Origin of the sequence: Spirosoma taeanense (assembly GCF_013127955.1) — a bacterium.
Classification (GTDB): Bacteria; Bacteroidota; Bacteroidia; order Cytophagales; family Spirosomataceae; genus Spirosoma; species Spirosoma taeanense.
In genome coordinates this window covers 2,560,085-2,580,515 of the sequence record NZ_CP053435.1, presented here as the reverse complement: position 1 = coordinate 2,580,515, position 20,431 = coordinate 2,560,085, and the positions used below count along the sequence as shown (strand labels likewise).

The following is a 20,431-nucleotide window of genomic DNA, read 5'->3' as shown; positions in this document are numbered from 1 at the left end:
TATCTAAAGAGGCTCGATTGACGGGGCATAATTGGTGCGGATTGTAGATTCATTGCTCTTTTTCTTAGTTAGAACGAATCTGAAAACAGGCACTTTTTTATCACTATAGACTCCATATATTTGCATCGCCAGCCCATGCAATACTCGTAACTACCTGTATGAACACCATTTTCCGCGAGATCACCCCGCTGACGCAGAGTGACTGCTTTACGCTATTCTCCCGGGTTAAAAAAGAATTTGATTTTCCGCTGCATTATCACGGGGAATTCGAACTGAACTTTATCGCCAATGCGCAGGGAACCAAACGTATTATTGGCGACCACTCGGAGGTGATTGACAACCTGGAACTGGTGCTGGTCGGCACCAATCTACCTCACGGCTGGTTTACGCATCAATGCCGCAGCGAAGAAATTTACGAGATTACCATCCAGTTTCACCGGGATCTGTTTGATGAGAAATGGCTGAGTCGCAATCAACTGAGCTTTATCCGGGCCTTGCTGGAGCGTTCGGCGAAAGGAATTCTGTTCTCTCAGGAAACCACCCAGGCCATCCGGCCCCGCCTTGAAGCGATGACGCAGAAGAGCGGCTTCGACTCCGTTCTGGAACTGCTTTCCATCCTGCACGACCTGTCAACGTCACGGAATATGCGTACGCTGTCCAACACGACCGTTAGCAACGATCCGATCACGTACACCGGTCGCCGGCTGGAGCAGGCTTTTGCGTTTATGCAGGCCAATTACAACAAAGACATTTCACTCGCCGACGTAGCCAAAACGGTCAGTATGCTCGATGTGTCGTTCAGTCGGTTCATCAAGAAACAAACTGGCAAAACCTTCATCGATAGTTTAAACGATATCCGGCTGGGGCACGCATCCCGGCTGCTGATCGATACAACCCATACGGTCGCCGAGATTTCGTGTAAGTGCGGCTTCAACAACCTGTCGTATTTTAACCGGATTTTTCGCCGGAAGCATGGCTGTACACCCCGTGAGTTCCGCTGTAATTACTCGGGCACCCGCGTGTTCATCTGATTCAGAGCAGGCGATTTCTGCCCACTTAACTTTTCTTTCTTTTAGCTCAACTCGAATGCCTTACGTTCCCGACGAAGCTCGTTACCAGACTATGCCTTATCGCCGTTGTGGTCGCAGCGGCCTCCAGTTACCCGCCCTCTCGCTGGGTCTGTGGCACAATTTCGGCCATATCGATGCGCTGGAGAATGCCCGCCAGATCCTGCGGCTGGCCTTCGACCGGGGTATCACTCACTTTGATCTGGCCAATAACTACGGGCCGCCCCCCGGCTCGGCCGAAGAGAACTTCGGACAAATTCTGAAGAGCGATTTCAACGGGTACCGCGATGAGCTCATTATCTCCACCAAAGCAGGCTATGGCATGTGGAATGGGCTCTACGGCAATGGCGGATCCCGTAAATACCTCATGGCCAGCCTGAACCAGAGCCTGAAACGGATGCAGTTGGATTACGTGGATATTTTTTATCATCACCGGCCTGATCCCGACACGCCCCTGGACGAGACCATGACGGCCCTGGCCGATATCGTGCGGCAGGGCAAGGCGCTTTACGTTGGGTTATCGAATTATAAACCCCAGGAGGCCGCAGATGCCTTTGGCATTCTCCAGCATCTCGGCACGCCCTGCCTGATTCACCAGCCCAGATATTCGCTGCTCGACCGCTGGGTGGAAGAAAGTCTGCTCGATTTGCTGGAAGAAGAGAGCGTGGGCTGTATCCCGTTCTCGCCCCTGGCGCAGGGATTGCTCACCACTAAATACCTGTCGGGCGTTCCGGCCGACTCGCGGGCCGCTAAGCCCCACGGCCATTTGCAGGAAGCTCAGCTTACGCCCGAAACCCTCGATAAAATCCGGCAACTGAACGAACTGGCGCAGAAACGTGGGCAGACGCTGGCCCAGATGGCTTTATCGTGGCTGCTGTCCGATCACCGCGTTACGTCGGTGCTGCTCGGCGTCAGCAAACCCGAACAGTTGACCGACTCCCTGCAGTGTCTGAATAAGCTGGACTTTGACGATTCGGAACTCGATGCCATTGATGCCATCTGCCCGGTCACTAAAAGTTAATTCAACGATTGTCTATAAATTTCTGCTTTATCTTATTCATGAAAAAAACCTTGTTTCTCCTTGGCTGTGGTCTGCTGGGAACGCTGACCTTTAGCAGTAACGCGGCTGGCTCTCGAAACAAACCCATCGACAATAAGGCGACGAAGGAAACGGTAGCCCTTTACCGAAATCTTCATAAACTCTCTAAAAAACACATTCTGTTTGGGCATCAGCACGCTACCGAGTACGGTCACGGCTGGTCCGGCGATCCCGACCGGTCGGACGTAAAGTTGGTGAGTGGTTCGCATCCGGCCGTCATTGGCGTTGACTTCAGCGGGCTGTCGGGTCGGCCGGAGCCGGTTATTGAACGCACGAAAGAAACGTTACGTCGGTCGATTGCCGACACCTACGACCGCGGGGGCGTAACGACGGTAGCCTGGCACTTTACCAATCCGGTCACCGAGCAAACCGGATTTTACTGGAAAGACTCCGTATCGGCGCCCGCGGTAGCCAACCTGGTTCCGGGCGGCTCGCACCACGAAAAATACAAGCAGATTCTGCGGAGCGTGGGCGAATTTGCCAAGTCCGTAAAAGGCAGGGATGGTAAGTTGGCGCCGATGATTTTCCGGCCTTATCACGAGTTCGACGGGGGCTGGTTCTGGTGGGGCAAGCCGCACTGCACCCGCGACGAGTTCGTGTCGCTCTGGCGGTTCACGGTCTCCTACCTGCGCGACAGCGTGCAGGTGCATAACTTCCTCTACGCCTTCTCACCCGACTGCACGTACAAGACAGAAGCCGATTATCTGGAACGGTATCCGGGCGACGAATGGGTGGATATGGTGGGCGTCGATAATTATGCCGACTTTGGGCGCGACGGTCGGTACAACCTCACGGCTGGGATTCAGAAGTTGAAGATTGTATCAGACTACGCCCGCAAGGCCGGTAAGCTGGCGGCCTTTACGGAAACGGGGCTGGAGTCTATTCCAAACACTAGCTGGTGGACCGAAACGCTGCTCAAAGCCCTAAAAACAGAGAAGATGCGTCTGGCGTATGTGCTTGTCTGGCGTAACGATGTCCGCAGCCCAACGCACTATTACGCGCCTTATCCGGGTCATACGAGTGTGGCCGACTTTATGAAGTTTTACGCAGATCCCTATACGCTGTTTGAAACTGATTTGCCGAATATGTACCGGCGCAGGTGGCTGATTTTCTAATAAAAACACCGGGCGAAGGAAAGCTTTTCTTCGCCCGGTGTTTACTTGGCTATTCCATAGAACTCTGTAAGGCTTCTTCGTTCGCCTGGATAACCTGCTTGATAAGTTGATCGGATAAGGCTACGGACACAAACAAACTCTCGAACTGCGAAGGTGCCAGATATACGCCCCGCTTCAACATTTCGTGGAAATACCGGCCGAACCGGGGCAGATCACACGATTTGGCTTCGGCAAAATTCGTGACGGGCCGCTCGGTCATGAACAGCGTAAACATGGAACCGATCTGATTAATCGTATAGTTCAACCCCACTTTCTGCAAACCCGCCCGGAAGCCCTCGGCCAGTCTTCCGCCAACCTCGTCCAGACGCGTGTACACCTCCGGATGATCGTTCAGGTGATGCAGCATGGCTAACCCCGCCGACATGGCAATGGGATTGCCCGAGAGCGTTCCGGCCTGATAAACAGGTCCGGCCGGCGCAACGACATCCATGATCTCCTGGCGTCCGCCATAAGCGCCAACGGGCATCCCACCCCCGATAATTTTGCCCAGGGTCGTCAGATCGGGGGTGATCCCGAACCGCTCCTGCGCACCACCTTTCGCCAGTCGGAAGCCGGTCATGACTTCGTCAAAGATCAGCAGAGCGCCATGTTTGTCGCAGAGGGACCGGATACCTTCCAAAAAGCCCGGCTGGGGCAGAACGCAGCCCATATTCCCGACTACTGGCTCCAGAATGACGGCTGCGATCTGATTCAGGTTGTTATCAAACAGCATTTCGACGGCCGCCAGGTCATTATACGGCGCCGTAAGCGTATCGGCCGCGGTTGCCTTGGTTACGCCGGGGGAATCGGGAACGCCCAGCGTAACGGCTCCGCTCCCGGCCGCAATCAGAAACGAGTCGCCGTGACCATGGTAACAGCCTTCGAACTTGATAATCTTGTCGCGGCCAGTAAATCCCCGCGCCACCCGAATGGCCGCCATAGTCGCTTCCGTACCGGAATTAACCATCCGGACTTTCTCGACTGACGGCACCATCTCAGTAATCAGTTCGGCCATTTCGACTTCCTTACGGGTCGGTGCTCCGAATGAGAAGGAGTACTGAATAGCGTCCCGAACGGCCTTCTCGACCGGCTCGAACGCATGGCCCAGAATCATCGGCCCCCAGGAGTTGATCAGTTCAATGTACTGTCGGCCATCTTCGTCATAGATGTAGGGTCCTTTGGCCGATTTAATAAACAGTGGGGTACCACCTACGGCCCGGAACGCCCGTACCGGCGAGTTAACTCCACCCGGAATCAGCGTTTGGGCTTTTTCAAACAGTTGTTCGCTCGTTGTCATACTTGAAACATAAAAGCCTACCCAGCGGTGTATGTCTTTTCATCGCCGGCAGGCTTTTCTTAATTAACTTTTACAAACCGCCCATCTTCGTACTGCACGATAGGGACAATCTGGTTTTCGTTGCTTTGCGTATAATCGAAACCCGACAGCAGGTAATCGTCCGTGTCGGATCGGAAGCTGGCGCGGTTCCGGAAGGGCGCCCCATTTTTGGCAAGCTGCCTGCCAAAAAATAACATCATGTCGTAGCCAACGCTGGCAAAGACCGATGGAATGGTATTTCGTTTGGCCAGATACTGCTCCTGAAACGTGATGACGGGCTCCCGCGTCGAATCAATGAAATCGGGATAAAGCAGATACAGATTCCGGCGCGTAAAGGTTGAGGCCGAATTGCGGTAAAAATCGAATGCAGTAGACGTAGCAATTACCGCCCCGCTTACCCGCCGACGGCTGAGCGCTTCCAGCAAGCGGGGTCCGTCATCATCATTACTGCTGGCGAAGAACACATGACTGAGCGCTACGTTCGTCGTCGGTGTTACGGCTTCTGCCGACCGCGTCGCCGTCAGGTTTGCCGTGAAACTCATGGCATCCGCCATGGCCTGCGATGAGCCGCTTATTTTCTTAAAATCAACGATCTGATAGTTCTGGCGGGTAAGCTCGGCCTGATAAGCCTGAGCCAGCAGCGAATCCTTACGAGACGAACCATAGTAAATCGCTACCCGGCGATTACCCAGGCCAACCTGCCGCGCCAGCTCGGCCGCTTTCTGAGCCTGTCGCGCCAGGGACGGCTGCGCCAGAAACGACATAGGCTGGCTCGTCACCAGTTCACTACTGGTTGCCAGCGGATTCAATAACAGAATATTGTTCTGATTGGCATAGGCCGATGCAATCCGGTTGGGTTCTACGTAGAGCGGACCGATGATCAGGTCGGTCTGCGCAAACGCCGGGCTGTTAATCAGTTCGAGCGTTCGGTTCGGGTCGTTCTCGACGTCATACGCAAACAGGTTGACCGTAATGCCTTCTTCCTGCAATTTGGCCCTGGCCATCTTGATGCCGTTATACATGTCGAAGGCATATTGATTCCCCCGCACCCGCTTGTCAGCATTAAACTCGTCTAGTCGGAACGGAAACATCACCGCAACGTTGTAATAACCTTTCGGGCGTGTATTCCGGCTGGGCTGACCCGGTGACGTACCCGGACGAACAGTACCGGCAGTGGAGGTGGTAGACGCAGCTGGCCGCGACGTTCTTGCTGGCGGCACGCCAAATCGGTTGGTGAGCCGATCCGACAGTTCCAGATCGTCTTTGTCGCTGCCGGTTTGCTGAATGAGGTCAATCAGGGCCAGCCCTACGTTCCGGTTGTTGGGGAAGGCCCGATTCAGCTGCTTCAGGCGCTCCAGGTCGGTGAGCCGGCTCAGAAAATACTGTTCGAGCCTGACGGCATCCGCCTTGATTTTTGGGTCACTGATGGTTTGCAACGCGTCCAGCGCGTCTTCAAACTGATTCATTTCGGCGTTGACGGCCCCCAGCAGATACAGGGCTTCGTCCAATTTACGCCAATCCGGAAAACGCGTTGTCAGCTGCTTCAGCATCAGCCGCGTCTGATTGAAGTTTTTCTGCCGGAAGGCCGCCAGCGAGTAGTAATAGTGAGCATACGGAGCCAGTGGCCCACCCTTCTGCGCGATGGCGTTCAACTCAAATTTAGCTCGTTCATAATCGCCGGTTTGACCAGACTGTATGGATTGAACAGCCGCCTTATAGCGTTTTAGCTGATCGGCCGGCACCTGAGCGATCGCCGTGGATTGGTTAACCAGCCAGAGCAGGCCAATTAGTACTAGATATATCCGATATATCTTACCGGTCATGATTTTAAGGGGCTAATGCACAAAAGCAACGCCTGAGCGTTGCTTTTGTTAACAATTTATTCTCAGACCACCGGGGGCTGGCCCTGCTGATGTGCATTCCTTATTTCTTTTGCTTAGGCTTACGTTGTGCTTCATCGGCCTGTTTGCGGGCTTCTTCAGCCGCTGCCAGTTGCTTTTGAAGCAATGCCTGAAAACCACCCGGCTTTTTGCCCTGACCCGACGCATTTTTCCGGCGGTTCTCATCGAGTACCGCTTTGATTTTATCTTCATCCACGAACCGGCGGATGAGCTGCTGCTGGGTAATGGTAACAACGTTTGACACGAAATAATAGAAGGTCAGACCGGCCGGATATGAGTTCAGCACGAACATGAACATGAGCGGAAAAATATAGCTCAGGGCTTTCATATTCACCGGGCCCGGCTGGGTTGGCGTCGTCTGGTTGTTGTAGTAGGCGTAGGCAATCGAAGATGCCGTCATCAGCACCGTGAACAAACTGAGGTGACTGCCAATAAACGGAATCGTGGGGAACGTAATGAACGCGTCGTAGGTCGAAAGATCGTCGGCCCACAGGAACGACTTCTGCCTCAGTTCAATCAAATTCGGGAACAGCATGAACAGGGCGAACAGAATCGGCATAGTAGCCAGCACCGGCACACAACCGCTCAGTGGACTAACGCCTACTTCCTGATACAGCTTCATCTGTTCCGACTGCTGCTTGGCCATATCGTCGCCAACGCGCTCTTTAATCGCATTGATCTCCGGAGCCAGCACCCGCATTTTCGCCATGCTGACGTACGACTTATACGTCAACGGGGTCAGAATCAGCTTCACGAACACCACCAGCGCAATAATCAGCAGACCATAGTTGGTGATAAACTTCTCCAGAATGTTGAATACCGGAACGAAGAAATACTTGTTGATTGGCTTCAGTATCGAGTAGCCCAGATAAACATTCTGGTCGAACTCCGGCGCTACGTCGCCCAGCAACTGAAAATCGTTGGGACCGTAGAAAAACTTGTATTCGCCTTTCCCCGCTTTAACGTCGGCCATCGGCAGCGTTACGTCGGCGATTGCGGTTTTAACCGTGTTGCTATCCGCCGGATTGACCAGCGTCTGGAATTCAGCCTTCGGCATCGCCCCGTTTTTAGCGACAAACCCCGACAGGAAGTATTTGTGCTTGATGGTGAACCATTTCACCGGCTCCTCGAGCGTAACCTCTTCGTTACTTTCTCCTTCCGTCAGCTTCTCAAAATTCTCGTCGGCCGTCAGGTAGTTGATGGTGGCAGCCCGGCGGTTGTTCGACATATCGTTTTCATACTGGCGCATTTTATCCTGCCAGAAAAACCGGATGTTGTCGTTCGTTACGGTGTTCTGCAGGCCGTTCAGTTTAAGGGCGTAATCCAGCACATAACCGTCTGCCGGCATGGTGTACACCTGCTCAATCGATTCGCCCGGCGCTATCTCGGCCCGGAAGGTAATCTGCTCGGGGGAGCCCGCTACGGTACCCGTCTGCGCATTCGTCTGATAATAGAGTTTATGCAGATCAACCTTACCCCGGTTCGTGGGCAGCTCAAGCAGGGTCTGGCTGCTCTGCTCATCAATCAGAACCAGCGGCTTCTGATCATAGGTTTTGTATTTTTTCAGCAAAACTTGTTTCACGCGGCCACCCTGTGTGCTGAAAGTCACCCGGATATCGTTGTTTTCAAGCACAATATCGCGCGCCTGGCCGGAAGCGACAGCAGCAAAATCGCCGAACTGCGCCCGGGCAGCGGCAGAATCAAGGGGCTGTTCTGCCTGTTTAACGGCAGCCGCAGCGCCGGAAGCGGTAGTCGGCTTGGTTGTCTGTGTCGTTTGGGCCGGTTCCTTCTCGGGCGCGGGTTTCGGCACCAGTAGCTGATAGCCGACCAGCATCGCCAGAATCAGGACAATGCCAATAATTTGATTACGATCCATTTGGTTTGTTTGTTGTCTGCATACAGGAGTCTGTGGTTTATCATCACGAATGGATCATAAACCACAGACCACTCTCTGCAAACAGAATTTCTGGCAAAATTACGCCAATCAGCCGGGTTAATCAACCACGTCGGCCGTTTCTACGGGAACGGCGCGGTCTGACGTACTGGCGGTGCGTTTTTGCTGACTATAGGTAAGAGCCGCCCGTACGAACTGCACAAACAGGGGGTGCGGATTCATTACGGTACTCTTCAGTTCGGGGTGAAACTGTACGCCCACAAACCACGGATGGTTTGCCAGCTCTACAATTTCAACCAGACCCGTGTCGGGGTTGATACCCGTTGGCCGAAGGCCGGCCCGCTCAAACTGCTCCAGGTAATTGTTATTGAACTCGTACCGGTGGCGGTGGCGCTCGCTGATCTGGGTTTTCCCGTAGATCTGGTGAGCCAGTGAATCGCGTTTGAGTTTGCAGGCATACGCCCCGAGCCGCATCGTACCGCCTTTGTCGGTGACGCTCTTCTGCTCTTCCATCATGCTGATGACGGGACTCGGCGTGTGCGGGTCCATCTCCGTCGAGTGGGCGTCTTCAATCCCCATCACGTTACGGGCGTACTCGATCACGGCCATCTGCATACCCAGACAGATACCCAGGAACGGAATACCGCGTTCGCGAACGTAGCGGACGGCGTTGATTTTGCCTTCAATACCGCGTTCGCCGAAGCCGGGCGCGACCAGCACGCCGTCCAGATCGCGCAGAACGTCGGCGCAGTGATGCTCGTCGGCCAGCGTTTCGGACTGAATCCACTCCAGCTGCACTTTACACTCATTCTCGGCCCCGGCATGGATGAATGACTCCGCAATCGACTTATAGGCATCGTGCAGCTCAATGTATTTACCCACCAGCCCGATGCGTACGGTATCGCCCGGGTTCTTGAGCCGTCCCAGGAACTGTTTCCAGGCGTCGAGGTCGGCGTCTTTGTCGTTGTACAGGTCGAGCATATAGAGTGTGCGCTGATCGAGCCGCTCTTTCTGCATCAGCAGGGGCACGTCGTAGATGGTGCCGGCGTCAATGGCTTCGATAACAGAGCTAACCTGTACGTTGCAGAATAAGGCAATTTTCCGGCGGATGTCCTGCGGCAGCGGGTGTTCGGTGCGGCAAACGATAATGTCGGGCTGAACGCCGTTTTCCAGCAGCATCCGGACCGAGTGCTGCGTGGGTTTGGTTTTCAGCTCGCCCGCCGACTGCAGATACGGCACCAGCGTCAGGTGAATCACGAGCGTATCTTTTTCGCCTAGTTCAAACTTTAACTGCCGCACGGCCTCCACAAACGGCAGCGACTCAATATCGCCCACACAACCGCCAATTTCAGTGATGATGATGTCATACTCACCCGTATCGCCCAGCAGCCGGATGTTCCGTTTGATCTCGTCGGTGATATGCGGTACCACCTGCACGGTTTTACCCAGGAAATCACCCCGGCGTTCGCGGGTGATGACGTTATTATAGATGCGCCCCGTCGTAATGTTATTCGCCTTTGAGGTTGGCCGGTTCAGAAAGCGTTCATAGTGCCCGAGATCGAGGTCTGTTTCGGCCCCGTCGTCGGTTACGTAGCATTCGCCGTGTTCGTAAGGATTGAGCGTTCCGGGGTCAATGTTGATGTACGGATCGAACTTCTGGATCGTAACCGACAGTCCCCGCGACTGAAGAAGTTTGGCCAGCGAAGAGGCAATGATGCCCTTGCCGAGTGATGAAGTTACCCCGCCCGTAACAAAAATGTATTTCGCGGATTTTGGTCCCGTAGCCGCCATGATTGAAACCTGTTTTGGTCGTTACGGGGAATAAAGGTACGAAGGTTTTGGGAGGAAAGACGTAGCCGACCGGGAAAAAAGTTGGCGGGTGCTGCCCGGCTACCCGCCATATGGCTGATTGTCGGCACGTTAACCAATCAGCCTCTTCAACCCTGAGCAGACGTATTTACCAGCGGCCGTCGCTGGATACAACGATCTGAAAACATCACCTGCGTTTTACTTACGTAAATCAGATAACGCCTGTTACTAAGCGTCCCTGCCCGCCCAATAGGCTCTGCGTTCAGCCAGTAGGCATACCGTCCTCTAAACAGGTCGTGTTTAGAAGATTAACAGCAGTTTAATCAGTTTGACCGCTTATTCGCTTATCATTGCATCTGTAACTTTGTATAGCCTATTTTCCACCCGTACGCACCGTACATTCATGAAGCAGTTAATTTTCTTAGTTGATGATGATGAAGACGACTGTTTTCTGGTTCAGCATACCCTACGGCCTAAAGCCAATTGCGAACTACGGTCGTTTCATAACGGCAGCGCACTGATCCATCAGCTTAACGGCCAGCCCCATGCGCTGCCCGACCTCATCCTGCTCGATCTGAATATGCCGTTCATGAATGGCTTTGAGACCTTAGCAGTTCTGAAAAAACATCCGGACTGGACGGCTATTCCAACCATTATCCTGACCACTTCTGATCACCAGAATGACCGCGAACGCTCCTATGCCCTGGGGGCGGATGGTTTTCTGACTAAACCCGCTGATTTTCAGTCGCTATCCGATGTGCTGGCTTCGATCAGCGACTGCTGGCGGGCACAGTAACGACCTGGCGGCTTTAACGAAGCCGTTCACATCAGCGCAGCCGCCAGACACCCGGTCTGGTTCAGCATTCAGTCTACGTAGTCAATGCCTGAGTATGGTTCGGCCGATGTCGAACCTGTTCTGAATCGGTATAGATACGGCGCTTTGTGCGGAGTACCCGCCCGTCGCTCCGAAAGTCGCTGCAACACATTGGAAGCCATCACTTTCTTATAAAAATTGCGGGCATCGAGCGGATGACCCAGAATCGTTTCGTGCAGCCGCTGCAACTCGGGAATCGTGAATATGTCGGGCAGTAAATGACTGATCGGTAAATCACCCAACTGGCTGCGCAGCGACTGAAGCGCAACCTCGATGATGTGGTTATGATCGAACAGAAGAGCGGGAATTTCTTCCAAGCTCCACCAGCGACATTCTTCGGTTAGGAAATCCGGCGTGGGAACAACTTTCGAATGCTCGACCAGGGCGTAATACCCTAGTGAAATGGTTCGTTCCGACCAGTTGACGCCTTTAATTGGCAGGTTTATTTTTTGCCAGGTTGCTTCCTGATCGTAACGCAGCGCTTCGCCGAAGACGTGAAACTGCCGAAGGTAAAGTTCTTGTAAACCCGTTCGCTCCTGCATAATCCGCTGGGCCGCTTTATCAACCGATTCCGCTTTTCGGATAAATCCGCCCGGTAAACTCCATTCATTCGTTCCTTTCCAGCGCAGCAGCAACACCTTCAGCTGATTCTGATGAAAGCCAAAGATGACCCCGTCAATAGACAGGTAGTGGATGCACTGTTCAGAAACCTCCTGGTAATACTGAACCACCGGGTCCTTAGAATCCATCATAAAATCTTATAATATGACTTTACGTAGTTTGAACGTAAAGATTTCTTTGTGTACTTTTGACGTAAAGATAACAGAGAGTTCATTATCTCTGCCGCCCAGAGTTTTTATTTACTTGTGCGTAGGTTCGTTTATACGCACGCCCTTAGCCGTTTATGAAACGCCGTCAATTCTTAAAAAATAGCTCTGCCGCCGGCCTTGTGGCACTCATTACCCCAACCGGTCTGGTGCAGTTTGGCAATCAGACACCCAAAGCAGGCTCGCTGCTCAATAGCTTCCAGAACCCACCTCATTCGGCACGTCCCCAAACTTGGTGGCACTGGATGAACGGCAACGTAACCCGCGAGGGAATTACATTAGACCTGGAAGCGATGAAGGAAATCGGCCTGGGTGGCTTCCAGAATTTCGACGCCGGTACGGGCATTCCGAAAGGCCCCATCCAGTATTTAAGTCCGGAGTGGCTGGCGCTGAAAGAACACACGATCCGGGAGGCCGACCGTCTGGGGCTTGAGTTCACCATGCACAATTGTCCCGGCTGGTCGTCGAGTGGTGGACCGTGGATAACCCCCGAGCTAGGTATGCAGGAAATGACCTGGAGCGAAACCCACGTAACGGGTGGAAAAGCGGTTCAGCTAAACCTCCCCCGACCCTATTCAAAACTCGACCGGTATCAGGACGTGGCGGTTCTGGCGTTTCCGGCCTTGACCGGCGAAGCCGACCTGACCGATCTGGTCAGCAAGGCTACATCCGGCGCCGGGCCGATTGATCTGAAGCAACTCACGGGCGAAGACCCAAAGGGCGTAACGATTACGAAAGCCGAAGGCAGTCCGGCCGCGTATCTGCAACTGGAGCTGACCCAACCCTACGAAGCCCGTTCGATTGGCTTTTTGGGCACCCGCGTTGGCGGGGGCGGGGGTGGCTTTGGGGGCGGACCAGCCGTTACGGTCGAAGCATCCAGTGACGGCGTTGAATTTCGGAAACTCACAACGGCCAGTGTCAGCGATGGCTTCGTACTGGCGGAGTTTCCGGCCACCACCGCACGCTACTTCCGGCTTTCTTCCGCTCAGCCGCTTCATTACGCTCAGGTCCGGCTCTCGGGTGCTGACCGATTAACCGACTGGCGGAAAAAAACGAACTTTCAGTTTAGTGGCTCAGCCGGGATAAAACCGCACACAGCGACACCCGCAGCCGGGTCGGTTATTCCGCTGTCCGCCATCGTTAACCTGACCACGAACTTAGACAAAGACGGCCAGCTTAGCTGGAATGCGCCGGCGGGTAACTGGACTATTTTACGGGTTGGCTTTACGCCCACCGGCACCCTGAACCGCTCGGCTCCGGATACCGGCGTTGGTCTCGAATGCGATAAGTATAGTCAGGCGGCCATTACGTTCCACTTCAATAAGATGATGGAAAACCTGCTGCCGACGCTGCAACCGCTGGCCAAAAAAGGAAAAGTCGGTCTGCTCATCGATAGCTATGAAGTAGGTATGCAAAACTGGACGCCCGGCTTTGAGCAGGTTTTTCAGCAACGCAGCGGCTATGATCTGCTGCGCTACCTACCCGCCCTGACGGGCCGCCTGATCGACAGTGTAGATACCACCGAGCGGTTTCTCTGGGACCTCCGCCGGACGCAGGCCGATCTGATTGCGGATAATTATTACGGACAACTGACCAAGTTATGCCATCAGCACGGTCTGATTTCCTACACGGAGCCGTACGATCGGGGCCCTATGGAAGAAATGCAGATTGGCTCCCGGGTGGACGTTAACATGGGGGAGTTCTGGAACGGTTTGTCGTCCCTGTTTCAGAACAACTGGACTATGCGCCGAACCACGAAACTGGCGGCATCCATTGCTCATATCAACGGTCAGCGGAGCGATGGCTTTCAGGTAGTCGGTGCCGAAGCGTTCACGGGCGAGCCGGAATCGGCCCGCTGGCAGGAATACCCGTTTGGCATGAAAGCCCTGGGCGACAAGCTGTTTACGCAGGGGCTGAACCGGGTCATCTTCCACCGGTACGCTCACCAGCCTCATCCTACGGCCCTGCCCGGCATGACCATGGGCCCCTGGGGTATTCACTTCGACCGGACGAATACCTGGTGGAAACCCGGTAAAGCCTGGATCAGCTATTTGTCGCGTTGCCAGAGCCTGCTACAGCAAGGTTTGTTTGTGGCCGACCTGGCTTACTTCACCGGCGAGGAAGGAAATGCCTATGCCAAAGCAGGACCGGAGGAGTTGACGCCTATTCCACCGACCGGCTATGATTACGACCTGATCAACGGCGAAACGATTCTTAAGCGGGCCACCGTAGCAAACAATCAACTGACCTTACCCGATGGCCTGCGTTACCGGGTGCTCCTGCTCCAGAATACTAAAAGCCTGAGCCTTCCGTTGCTGAAAAAACTTCGTGATCTCGTCAATCAGGGTCTGCTCGTGGTAGGCAACCGTCCTGAACATTCGCTGGGTCTGCAGAGTGCGGCCAACGGCGATGCCGAATTTCGGCAGATTATGTCGGAGCTTTGGGGCACAGGCAACGGCTCCTCCGCTGGCGAAAACCGACTTGGCAAGGGGCGCGTATTCTGGGGACAGCCGCTGACTACCCTTCTGCAAACCCTGGCCATAAAACCGGATGTTGACGTTTCGTCCCGCTCGGGCGATGCGCCCATTACGTTTATTCATCGCCGGATCAATGACACCGATGTTTACTTCCTGGCCAATCAGCGCCGTACGACGGAAGAACTGGTCTGCACCTTCCGGGTGGCGGGCAGACAACCCGAACTATGGGACGCCGATACCGGCCAGATTACGCCCGTTAGTGTGTATGAGCTGACCGATGGCCGTGTCAGAATGCCACTCGTATTGAGTCCGGCCGGTTCTGTATTCGTCGTGTTCCGCTCACCGGCCGCTCCTAAACGCATCCAGGCGGTTCTGAAAGACCGAACGCCCCTACTGACCACGAAACCGTTTTCAGCTAATTCCCGCAAGCTATACAAAGACGTAACGAACAACTTTACCCTTAGTCTTTGGGCGAAACCGGAGCTGAACGTAATGCTCAGCACTCGTGGCCTGATGGAAGGCGTTGCCGCCCCCTGGACGGATAATTACGCCATTTACCCGGCTTCGGGACAGGAATTGTATGGTTCCGGGCACACCACCTGCGGGTTAGCCATTGGTCGCAACGGCGTAGCGGTTTGGGAGCGGGGCGCAGGCGTCCCCGCCATGGTGCTGGCAGCTCCGGCCTCACTCTCCGGATGGAGTCATATAGCCATTGTGTATCAGGATGGCATACCATCGGTGTTTGTCAATGGTAAACTGATTCAGCAAGGCAAGAGCGCCGGGGCTATTGTGCACCCTGGCTTGGGGCAGGCGTATCTCAGCGACGGCGCGTCGTATTATAACGGCGATATGAGCGAGCCGCAACTCTATACGGAAGTACTCCCGGCCGACCGCATTCAGCAACTGGCGGCCAGCCGGCCGCTTAGCCACCAACAGACACCGCTAGTTGAGGCTGCCGCAGGCGAGAAACCGGGGCTGCTCTTCTGGCAGAACGGGCGCTATACGCTTCTAAGCAACAGCGGTAAGGAAACCCCCTTTCAGGTTGACAAGTTGGAAAAACCCATTCCATTAACCCAACCCTGGCAGGTTAGTTTTCCGCCCAATCTGGGCGCTCCGGCGCAGATTACCCTGCCTGAACTTCAATCCCTGCATACACATCCCGAAGCAGGAGTGCGCTATTTCTCCGGCACGGCTACCTATAGCCAGTCGTTTTCCGTTCCGGCCTCTGCCCTGTCGGCCAGCAAACGCCTGTTTCTGGATTTAGGCAGCGTGGAGGTGCTTGCCGCCGTACGGGTTAATGGCAAAGACTTGGGTACACTCTGGAAGCGACCCTACCGGGTAGACATTACCGATGCCGTTAAAGCCGGGACCAACCAACTGGAAGTGCGGGTAACGAATCAGTGGCCCAACCGCCTGATTGGCGACGCTCAACTACCCGATGTCGACAAGTTTACGGCTGGCGGAGGAGCCAGCGGATTTGCCAGTTTGAGTAATGGCGCTATTCAGGAACTGCCGGACTGGTATAAACAGGGCAAACCCAAACCTAACGACGGCCGTGTAACCTTCACGACCTGGAAACACTACGATAAAGATTCGCCCTTACTCGAAGCCGGGTTGATTGGGCCGGTTACGCTGCGCATGGCCTACCTGAGGCAACCCGATGTAGTTTGATCAATTGAAAAATCTATTCATTTAAACACCCCCTGCCCCCATGTATTTAACCCGTCTCTTCCTTTCGATCAGCCTGTTGGGTTTATCATTCACCGGAATCTGCGCGAAAGTTGATTCGCTCGACGTGCCCAGTGCCGCCATGAATCGAACCATGCGCGCGGCCGTAGTTCTGCCGGAATCGTACGCCAAAAGCAAAACGGCTTTCCCGGTGCTGTACCTGCTGCACGGGGGCGGTGGAACCTTCAGCGACTGGCTGAAACAAACACCCGACAAGATGCTCGTGCATAAGCTGGCCGATCAGTATAACCTGATTATCGTCATGCCCGAAGGCGAACGGCTCGGCGGGTATCTGGATAGCCCGGTTCAGAAGGATAACCTGTTCGAGACTTACGTAGCAAAAGAAGTAGTCGACAAAATCGACAACACCTACCGCACCATCCGCGACCGAAAAGGCCGGGTAATTACGGGTCTCTCGATGGGCGGACACGGCGCGCTGTACCTGGCTACCCGCCATCCGGAACTGTATTGTGCCGCAGGTAGCATGAGTGGCGCTCTGGATTTAAATCCGGCTAACTGGCGCATTGATCCGGAATTTGCCAAACGCATTGAACCAGGCTTCACCCGAATTCTGGGCCCCATGGGGTCAACACCCGACTACTACGCGGCTAACTCGGTTGTGAACATGACCGATAAAATCAAAGCCAATGGTCAGAAGCTGATCATCGACTGTGGCGTGGACGATTTCCTGATCGAGCCGAACCGTGAATTACACCGGCGGCTGGTTTACAGCAAGGTTGAGCATGATTATACCGAACGGCCCGGTGGCCACACCTGGGAGTATTGGCAGAACTCACTGCCCTATCATGTCCTGTTTTTCCAGAAAGTCCTGAAAGCCAACGGTACCCTTGCTCAATAATCCATGCTGAAACCCTGTATTAAATTTCTGTTCATTGCGCTGGGTTGTCTTTTTTCGCTGAAGACGTTTGCGGCCAGAGTCGATACGCTCGACATTCCGAGTGCAGGCATGAAAAAGACCCTCCGGGCGGCTGTGGTTTTGCCGGACTCGTATGCCGCTGCCGGATCAGCCAAAAGCAAAAAGGCAGCCGCGCAGACGGCTTATCCTGTGCTGTACCTGCTGCATGGCGGCTACGGCCACTTCAACGACTGGTTGGCAAAAACGCCGGACAAAACATTGCTGCACCGACTGGCCGACCAGTATAACCTGATTATCGTCATGCCCGAAGGAGACGTGTTCAGCTATTATCTGGACAGCCCGATCCTGCAGAACAGTCAGTTTGAAACCTACCTAACCAAAGACGTAATTGATAAAATTGACAACACCTATCGCACAATACGGGATAAAAAGGGACGCGTCATTACGGGCCTGAGCATGGGCGGTTATGGCGCGTTATACCTAGCGACGCGCCACCCTGATCTGTACTGCGCGGCTGGCAGTATGAGCGGAGCGTTAAATCCGGATATGACTACCTGGAAGCTGCCTCCCGACCCCACAAAAAATATTAAACGCGAGTTTGAGAAAATTCTGGGCTCCTACGAGCAGTCGGCGGACGGCTGGGCGGCTTACTCCGTGGTTGGCATGGCCGATAAGATGAAAGCCAATGGCCTGAGGCTGGTTATCGACTGCGGTGTGGACGACTTCCTGATTGAGCCGAATCGTGAACTGCACCGACGGTTAGTGTTCAACCAGACACCCCATGATTACTCCGAACGCCCCGGCGGTCATTCCTGGGAGTACTGGCAGAACTCACTGCCTAATCACGTTTTATTCTTTAGCAACGTCCTGAAAGCAAACGGCTCCACTGCCCAGTAATATGCCCAGACCCTTTTCCAAAGCCTCTATTCTCCTGATCGGGTGCCTGTTGTCGCTCAATGCGGTAGCGGCCAAAGTCGATACGCTCGACGTCTCAAGCGCCAGCATGAACCGGACCCTCCGGGCGGCTGTGGTCTTGCCCGAAACGTACCGAAAAGCAAAAAAGCAGTCCTTCCCGGTGCTGTATCTGCTCCATGGGGGCACAGGCAGTTTCCGCGACTGGCTGACCAAGGTGCCCGACAAAACCCTGCTGCACCGCATGGCCGATCAGTACAATCTGATCATCGTTACGCCCGACGGCGACCCAACCAGCTATTATTTTGACAGCCCTCTGGTTAGAACCAGTCAGTTTGAGACGTTTATTTCCAGAGAGCTAATCGAAAAAATTGACAATACGTACCGCACCGTCCGCGACAAAAAAGGCCGGGTTATCGCGGGCCTCTCGATGGGTGGACACGGAGCCATGTTTATTTCGAGCCGCCACCCGGAGCTGTATGCGGCTGCCGGCAGCATGAGCGGGGTGATGAACATCAATACGGCCAGTTGGAAAGTACCCGCCGAGTTCGCTAAGTCCCGCGCGGAGAATTTTGCGAAACTGCTGGGACCTGCCAAAGAAGGCGACGTACCGTATCCCGGCTATACGATGGTCACCCTCGCCGACAAGCTTAAAGCGAACAACCTGCCCCTCATTCTGGATATTGGCGTCGATGATTTTCTGATTGAAACAAACCGCGATCTGCACCGACGGCTGGTCGAAAACAAAACGCCCCACGACTACATTGAGCGTCCCGGCGCGCATACCTGGGAGTATTGGGGCAACGCCCTGCCTTACCAACTCCTGTTTTTCAGCAAGATTCTCAAAGCCAACGAAGTAGCTATTCCTTAATCATGAAACGATCGACTGTATTCGTATGCCTCGCGTCCGTCGGACTGCTTGGCTTTATAGCCTTCGCTCCGGTAACGGCTGAATTGGATACCGTAAAGGTCACCGGGGGGCTTATTTCCGGCACCACCAGCCAGGACGGCGATGTGCAGATTTTCAAAGGGATTCCCTTTGCCGCACCACCCGTTGGCAATCTCCGCTGGAAAGCGCCCCAACCCGTTACGCCCTGGTCGGGTGTTCGGAAATGCGATCAGTTTGGAGCGAGCCCGATGCAGGGTGCCCCGGCTCCGTTTGGTCCGTGGAGCGCCGAGTATCTAATTCCGAAAGAACCCATCAGCGAGGACTGCCTGTACCTAAACGTATGGTCGGGGGCCAAATCGGCCAAAGAAAAACGCCCGGTGCTTGTTTGGATTTACGGGGGCGGTTTCAACAGCGGTGGCAGCAACGTGCCTATTTACGACGGCGAAGCAACGGCCAAGAAAGGCGTCGTGTTTGTCAGCGCCAACTATCGCGTGGGTCCGTTTGGTTTCCTGGCGCATCCGGAACTGACAAAAGAATCTGGTCATAACGCGTCGGGGAATTACGGCCTGATGGATCAGATTGCCGCCCTGCAGTGGGTGAAGCAGAACATTGCGCAGTTTGGGGGCGACCCCAACAACGTAACCATTGCCGGTCAGTCGGCGGGTTCAATGAGCGTCAATGCCCTCGTTGCTTCGCCCTTAGCTAAAGGTTTGTTCAACAAAGCCATTGCCGAGAGCGGAGCCAGTCTGGCCCGGCCCAACCCAACGCTACAACAGGCCGAAGAGGGTGGCCTAAAAACCATGCAAGCTCTAGGCGCTACGTCGCTGGCCGAACTCCGGGCCAAACCAGCCGACGAAATCCTAAAAAAAGCGCAGGGTATGCGCGGCCCAATCGTTGACGGCTACGTACTCCCCCAATCGATAGCGACCATCTTTTCGACGGGCAAAGCGAACCCCATTACGTTACTGACGGGCTGGAATGAAGATGAAGGCATGTCGTTCGGTCCGGCGAAAAAGGCAGACGAGTATCGGAAGCAGATTGAGCAGCAGTACGGTGCCGATGCTCAGAATTTCCTCAGGTATTATCCAGCCGGTACGGACGATGAAGCAGCTGCTTCGCAGATGAAAATCTCGCGGGATATGATCTTTGGCGCTCAGAACTACGCCTGGGCGAACCTGCAGAGTCAGCAGGGCAAGCCCGTGTATGTGTATCGCTTCACGCGAAAGCTTCCGGCCACCGGCGAATACGCCCGATACGGCGCATTTCACACAGGCGAGGTGGCCTACGCCTACGACAACCTGCGGTTCATTGATCGCCAGCTGCGTCCGCTGGAAGCCAAAGACGACGAGCTGGCGAAAACGATCTCAACGTACTGGGTGAATTTCGTAAAAGACGGTAACCCCAACGGAAAGGGTTTACCAAAATGGCCCGCCTACTCCACCAAAGACAAGCAGGTGATGATGCTGGGCGATAACGTTCAGGCGCAACCCCTACCCGATGCAGCCTCGCTCGATTTCCTGTTTGAGCTGATGAGCAAAAATCAACCCACAAGAACCAACTAAACCAGATTATACAAACTTTAACAAT

General features: G+C 54.4%; 14 protein-coding genes. 9 read left to right on the top strand and 5 right to left on the bottom strand.

All coding sequences use genetic code 11. From position 1 onward, the window contains the following. Positions 1–158: 158 nt before the first annotated feature. The 3 genes from HNV11_RS10855 to HNV11_RS10845 are packed head-to-tail and all read left to right on the top strand — an operon-like array spanning position 159 to position 3,281. Complete coding sequence (locus HNV11_RS10855; protein ID WP_171739683.1) at positions 159–1,031, top strand: AraC family transcriptional regulator; 873 nt, start codon at positions 159–161, stop codon at positions 1,029–1,031. Between the two features lie 55 nt (positions 1,032–1,086). Then, positions 1,087–2,088 carry an L-glyceraldehyde 3-phosphate reductase gene (gene mgrA, locus HNV11_RS10850; protein WP_171739682.1) on the top strand — a complete coding sequence of 334 codons (1,002 nt, stop codon included), beginning with the start codon at positions 1,087–1,089 and terminating at the stop codon, positions 2,086–2,088. A 38-nt stretch (positions 2,089–2,126) separates the two neighbouring features. Beyond that, positions 2,127–3,281 (top strand): glycoside hydrolase family 26 protein, encoded by a 1,155-nt coding sequence (locus HNV11_RS10845; RefSeq protein WP_171739681.1) that lies wholly within the window; start codon positions 2,127–2,129, stop codon positions 3,279–3,281. A 49-nt stretch (positions 3,282–3,330) separates the two neighbouring features. On the opposite strand, the gene hemL is transcribed toward HNV11_RS10845, so the two are convergent. The 4 genes from hemL to HNV11_RS10825 form a co-directional block, all read right to left on the bottom strand. Next, positions 3,331–4,617, bottom strand: a complete 1,287-nt coding sequence (hemL, locus tag HNV11_RS10840) for a glutamate-1-semialdehyde 2,1-aminomutase (protein ID WP_171739680.1) — start codon at positions 4,615–4,617, stop codon at positions 3,331–3,333. 59 nt (positions 4,618–4,676) lie between these two features. Further along, positions 4,677–6,479, bottom strand: coding sequence for an amino acid ABC transporter substrate-binding protein (locus HNV11_RS10835; protein WP_171739679.1), 1,803 nt, complete (start codon positions 6,477–6,479; stop codon positions 4,677–4,679). Positions 6,480–6,579: 100 nt separating this feature from the next. Continuing rightward, complete coding sequence (yidC, locus tag HNV11_RS10830; protein WP_171739678.1) at positions 6,580–8,433, bottom strand: membrane protein insertase YidC; 1,854 nt, start codon at positions 8,431–8,433, stop codon at positions 6,580–6,582. A 117-nt stretch (positions 8,434–8,550) separates the two neighbouring features. Further along, on the bottom strand, positions 8,551–10,242 hold the full coding sequence (locus tag HNV11_RS10825) for a CTP synthase (RefSeq protein ID WP_171739677.1): 1,692 nt from the start codon (positions 10,240–10,242) through the stop codon (positions 8,551–8,553). Positions 10,243–10,663: 421 nt separating this feature from the next. Here HNV11_RS10825 and HNV11_RS10820 point away from each other — a divergent pair, with 421 nt between their 5' ends. After that, positions 10,664–11,056, top strand: a complete 393-nt coding sequence (locus HNV11_RS10820; RefSeq protein ID WP_171739676.1) for a response regulator — start codon at positions 10,664–10,666, stop codon at positions 11,054–11,056. 68 nt (positions 11,057–11,124) lie between these two features. Here the strand turns inward: HNV11_RS10820 and HNV11_RS10815 are convergent, their stop codons facing one another. After that, a complete protein-coding gene (locus HNV11_RS10815) occupies positions 11,125–11,883 on the bottom strand; it encodes an NUDIX hydrolase (RefSeq protein ID WP_394353888.1) in 759 nt (252 codons plus the stop codon). A 155-nt stretch (positions 11,884–12,038) separates the two neighbouring features. Here HNV11_RS10815 and HNV11_RS10810 point away from each other — a divergent pair, with 155 nt between their 5' ends. From HNV11_RS10810 to HNV11_RS10790, 5 genes are read left to right on the top strand one after another with little or no spacing between them, the layout of a single operon-like run. After that, positions 12,039–16,109 carry a glycosyl hydrolase gene (locus tag HNV11_RS10810; protein WP_171739674.1) on the top strand — a complete coding sequence of 1,357 codons (4,071 nt, stop codon included), beginning with the start codon at positions 12,039–12,041 and terminating at the stop codon, positions 16,107–16,109. Between the two features lie 40 nt (positions 16,110–16,149). Then, complete coding sequence (locus HNV11_RS10805) at positions 16,150–17,025, top strand: alpha/beta hydrolase (RefSeq protein WP_171739673.1); 876 nt, start codon at positions 16,150–16,152, stop codon at positions 17,023–17,025. A 3-nt stretch (positions 17,026–17,028) separates the two neighbouring features. Continuing rightward, complete coding sequence (locus HNV11_RS10800) at positions 17,029–17,940, top strand: alpha/beta hydrolase (RefSeq protein ID WP_171739672.1); 912 nt, start codon at positions 17,029–17,031, stop codon at positions 17,938–17,940. A 1-nt stretch (position 17,941) separates the two neighbouring features. Continuing rightward, entirely contained in the window at positions 17,942–18,826 is an 885-nt protein-coding gene (locus tag HNV11_RS10795; protein WP_171739671.1) for an alpha/beta hydrolase, read from the top strand. Between the two features lie 2 nt (positions 18,827–18,828). Further along, positions 18,829–20,406: a carboxylesterase/lipase family protein gene (locus HNV11_RS10790; protein WP_171739670.1), complete on the top strand. Its 1,578-nt coding sequence runs from the start codon at positions 18,829–18,831 to the stop codon at positions 20,404–20,406. The last annotated feature ends 25 nt before the right edge of the window (positions 20,407–20,431 follow it).

What these genes read in the sequence shown, in the direction of transcription:
- HNV11_RS10820 (WP_171739676.1), top strand. Translation starts at nt 10,664, where the DNA reads ATGAAGCAGTTAATTTTCTTAGTTGATGATGATGAAGACGACTGTTTT.
- hemL (WP_171739680.1), bottom strand. Translation starts at nt 4,617, where the DNA reads ATGACAACGAGCGAACAACTGTTTGAAAAAGCCCAAACGCTGATTCCG.
- HNV11_RS10835 (WP_171739679.1), bottom strand. Translation starts at nt 6,479, where the DNA reads ATGACCGGTAAGATATATCGGATATATCTAGTACTAATTGGCCTGCTC.
- HNV11_RS10815 (WP_394353888.1), bottom strand. Translation starts at nt 11,883, where the DNA reads ATGGATTCTAAGGACCCGGTGGTTCAGTATTACCAGGAGGTTTCTGAA.
- HNV11_RS10795 (WP_171739671.1), top strand. Translation starts at nt 17,942, where the DNA reads ATGCCCAGACCCTTTTCCAAAGCCTCTATTCTCCTGATCGGGTGCCTG.
- HNV11_RS10825 (WP_171739677.1), bottom strand. Translation starts at nt 10,242, where the DNA reads ATGGCGGCTACGGGACCAAAATCCGCGAAATACATTTTTGTTACGGGC.
- yidC (WP_171739678.1), bottom strand. Translation starts at nt 8,433, where the DNA reads ATGGATCGTAATCAAATTATTGGCATTGTCCTGATTCTGGCGATGCTG.
- HNV11_RS10800 (WP_171739672.1), top strand. Translation starts at nt 17,029, where the DNA reads ATGCTGAAACCCTGTATTAAATTTCTGTTCATTGCGCTGGGTTGTCTT.
- mgrA (WP_171739682.1), top strand. Translation starts at nt 1,087, where the DNA reads ATGCCTTACGTTCCCGACGAAGCTCGTTACCAGACTATGCCTTATCGC.
- HNV11_RS10855 (WP_171739683.1), top strand. Translation starts at nt 159, where the DNA reads ATGAACACCATTTTCCGCGAGATCACCCCGCTGACGCAGAGTGACTGC.
- HNV11_RS10805 (WP_171739673.1), top strand. Translation starts at nt 16,150, where the DNA reads ATGTATTTAACCCGTCTCTTCCTTTCGATCAGCCTGTTGGGTTTATCA.
- HNV11_RS10810 (WP_171739674.1), top strand. Translation starts at nt 12,039, where the DNA reads ATGAAACGCCGTCAATTCTTAAAAAATAGCTCTGCCGCCGGCCTTGTG.
- HNV11_RS10845 (WP_171739681.1), top strand. Translation starts at nt 2,127, where the DNA reads ATGAAAAAAACCTTGTTTCTCCTTGGCTGTGGTCTGCTGGGAACGCTG.
- HNV11_RS10790 (WP_171739670.1), top strand. Translation starts at nt 18,829, where the DNA reads ATGAAACGATCGACTGTATTCGTATGCCTCGCGTCCGTCGGACTGCTT.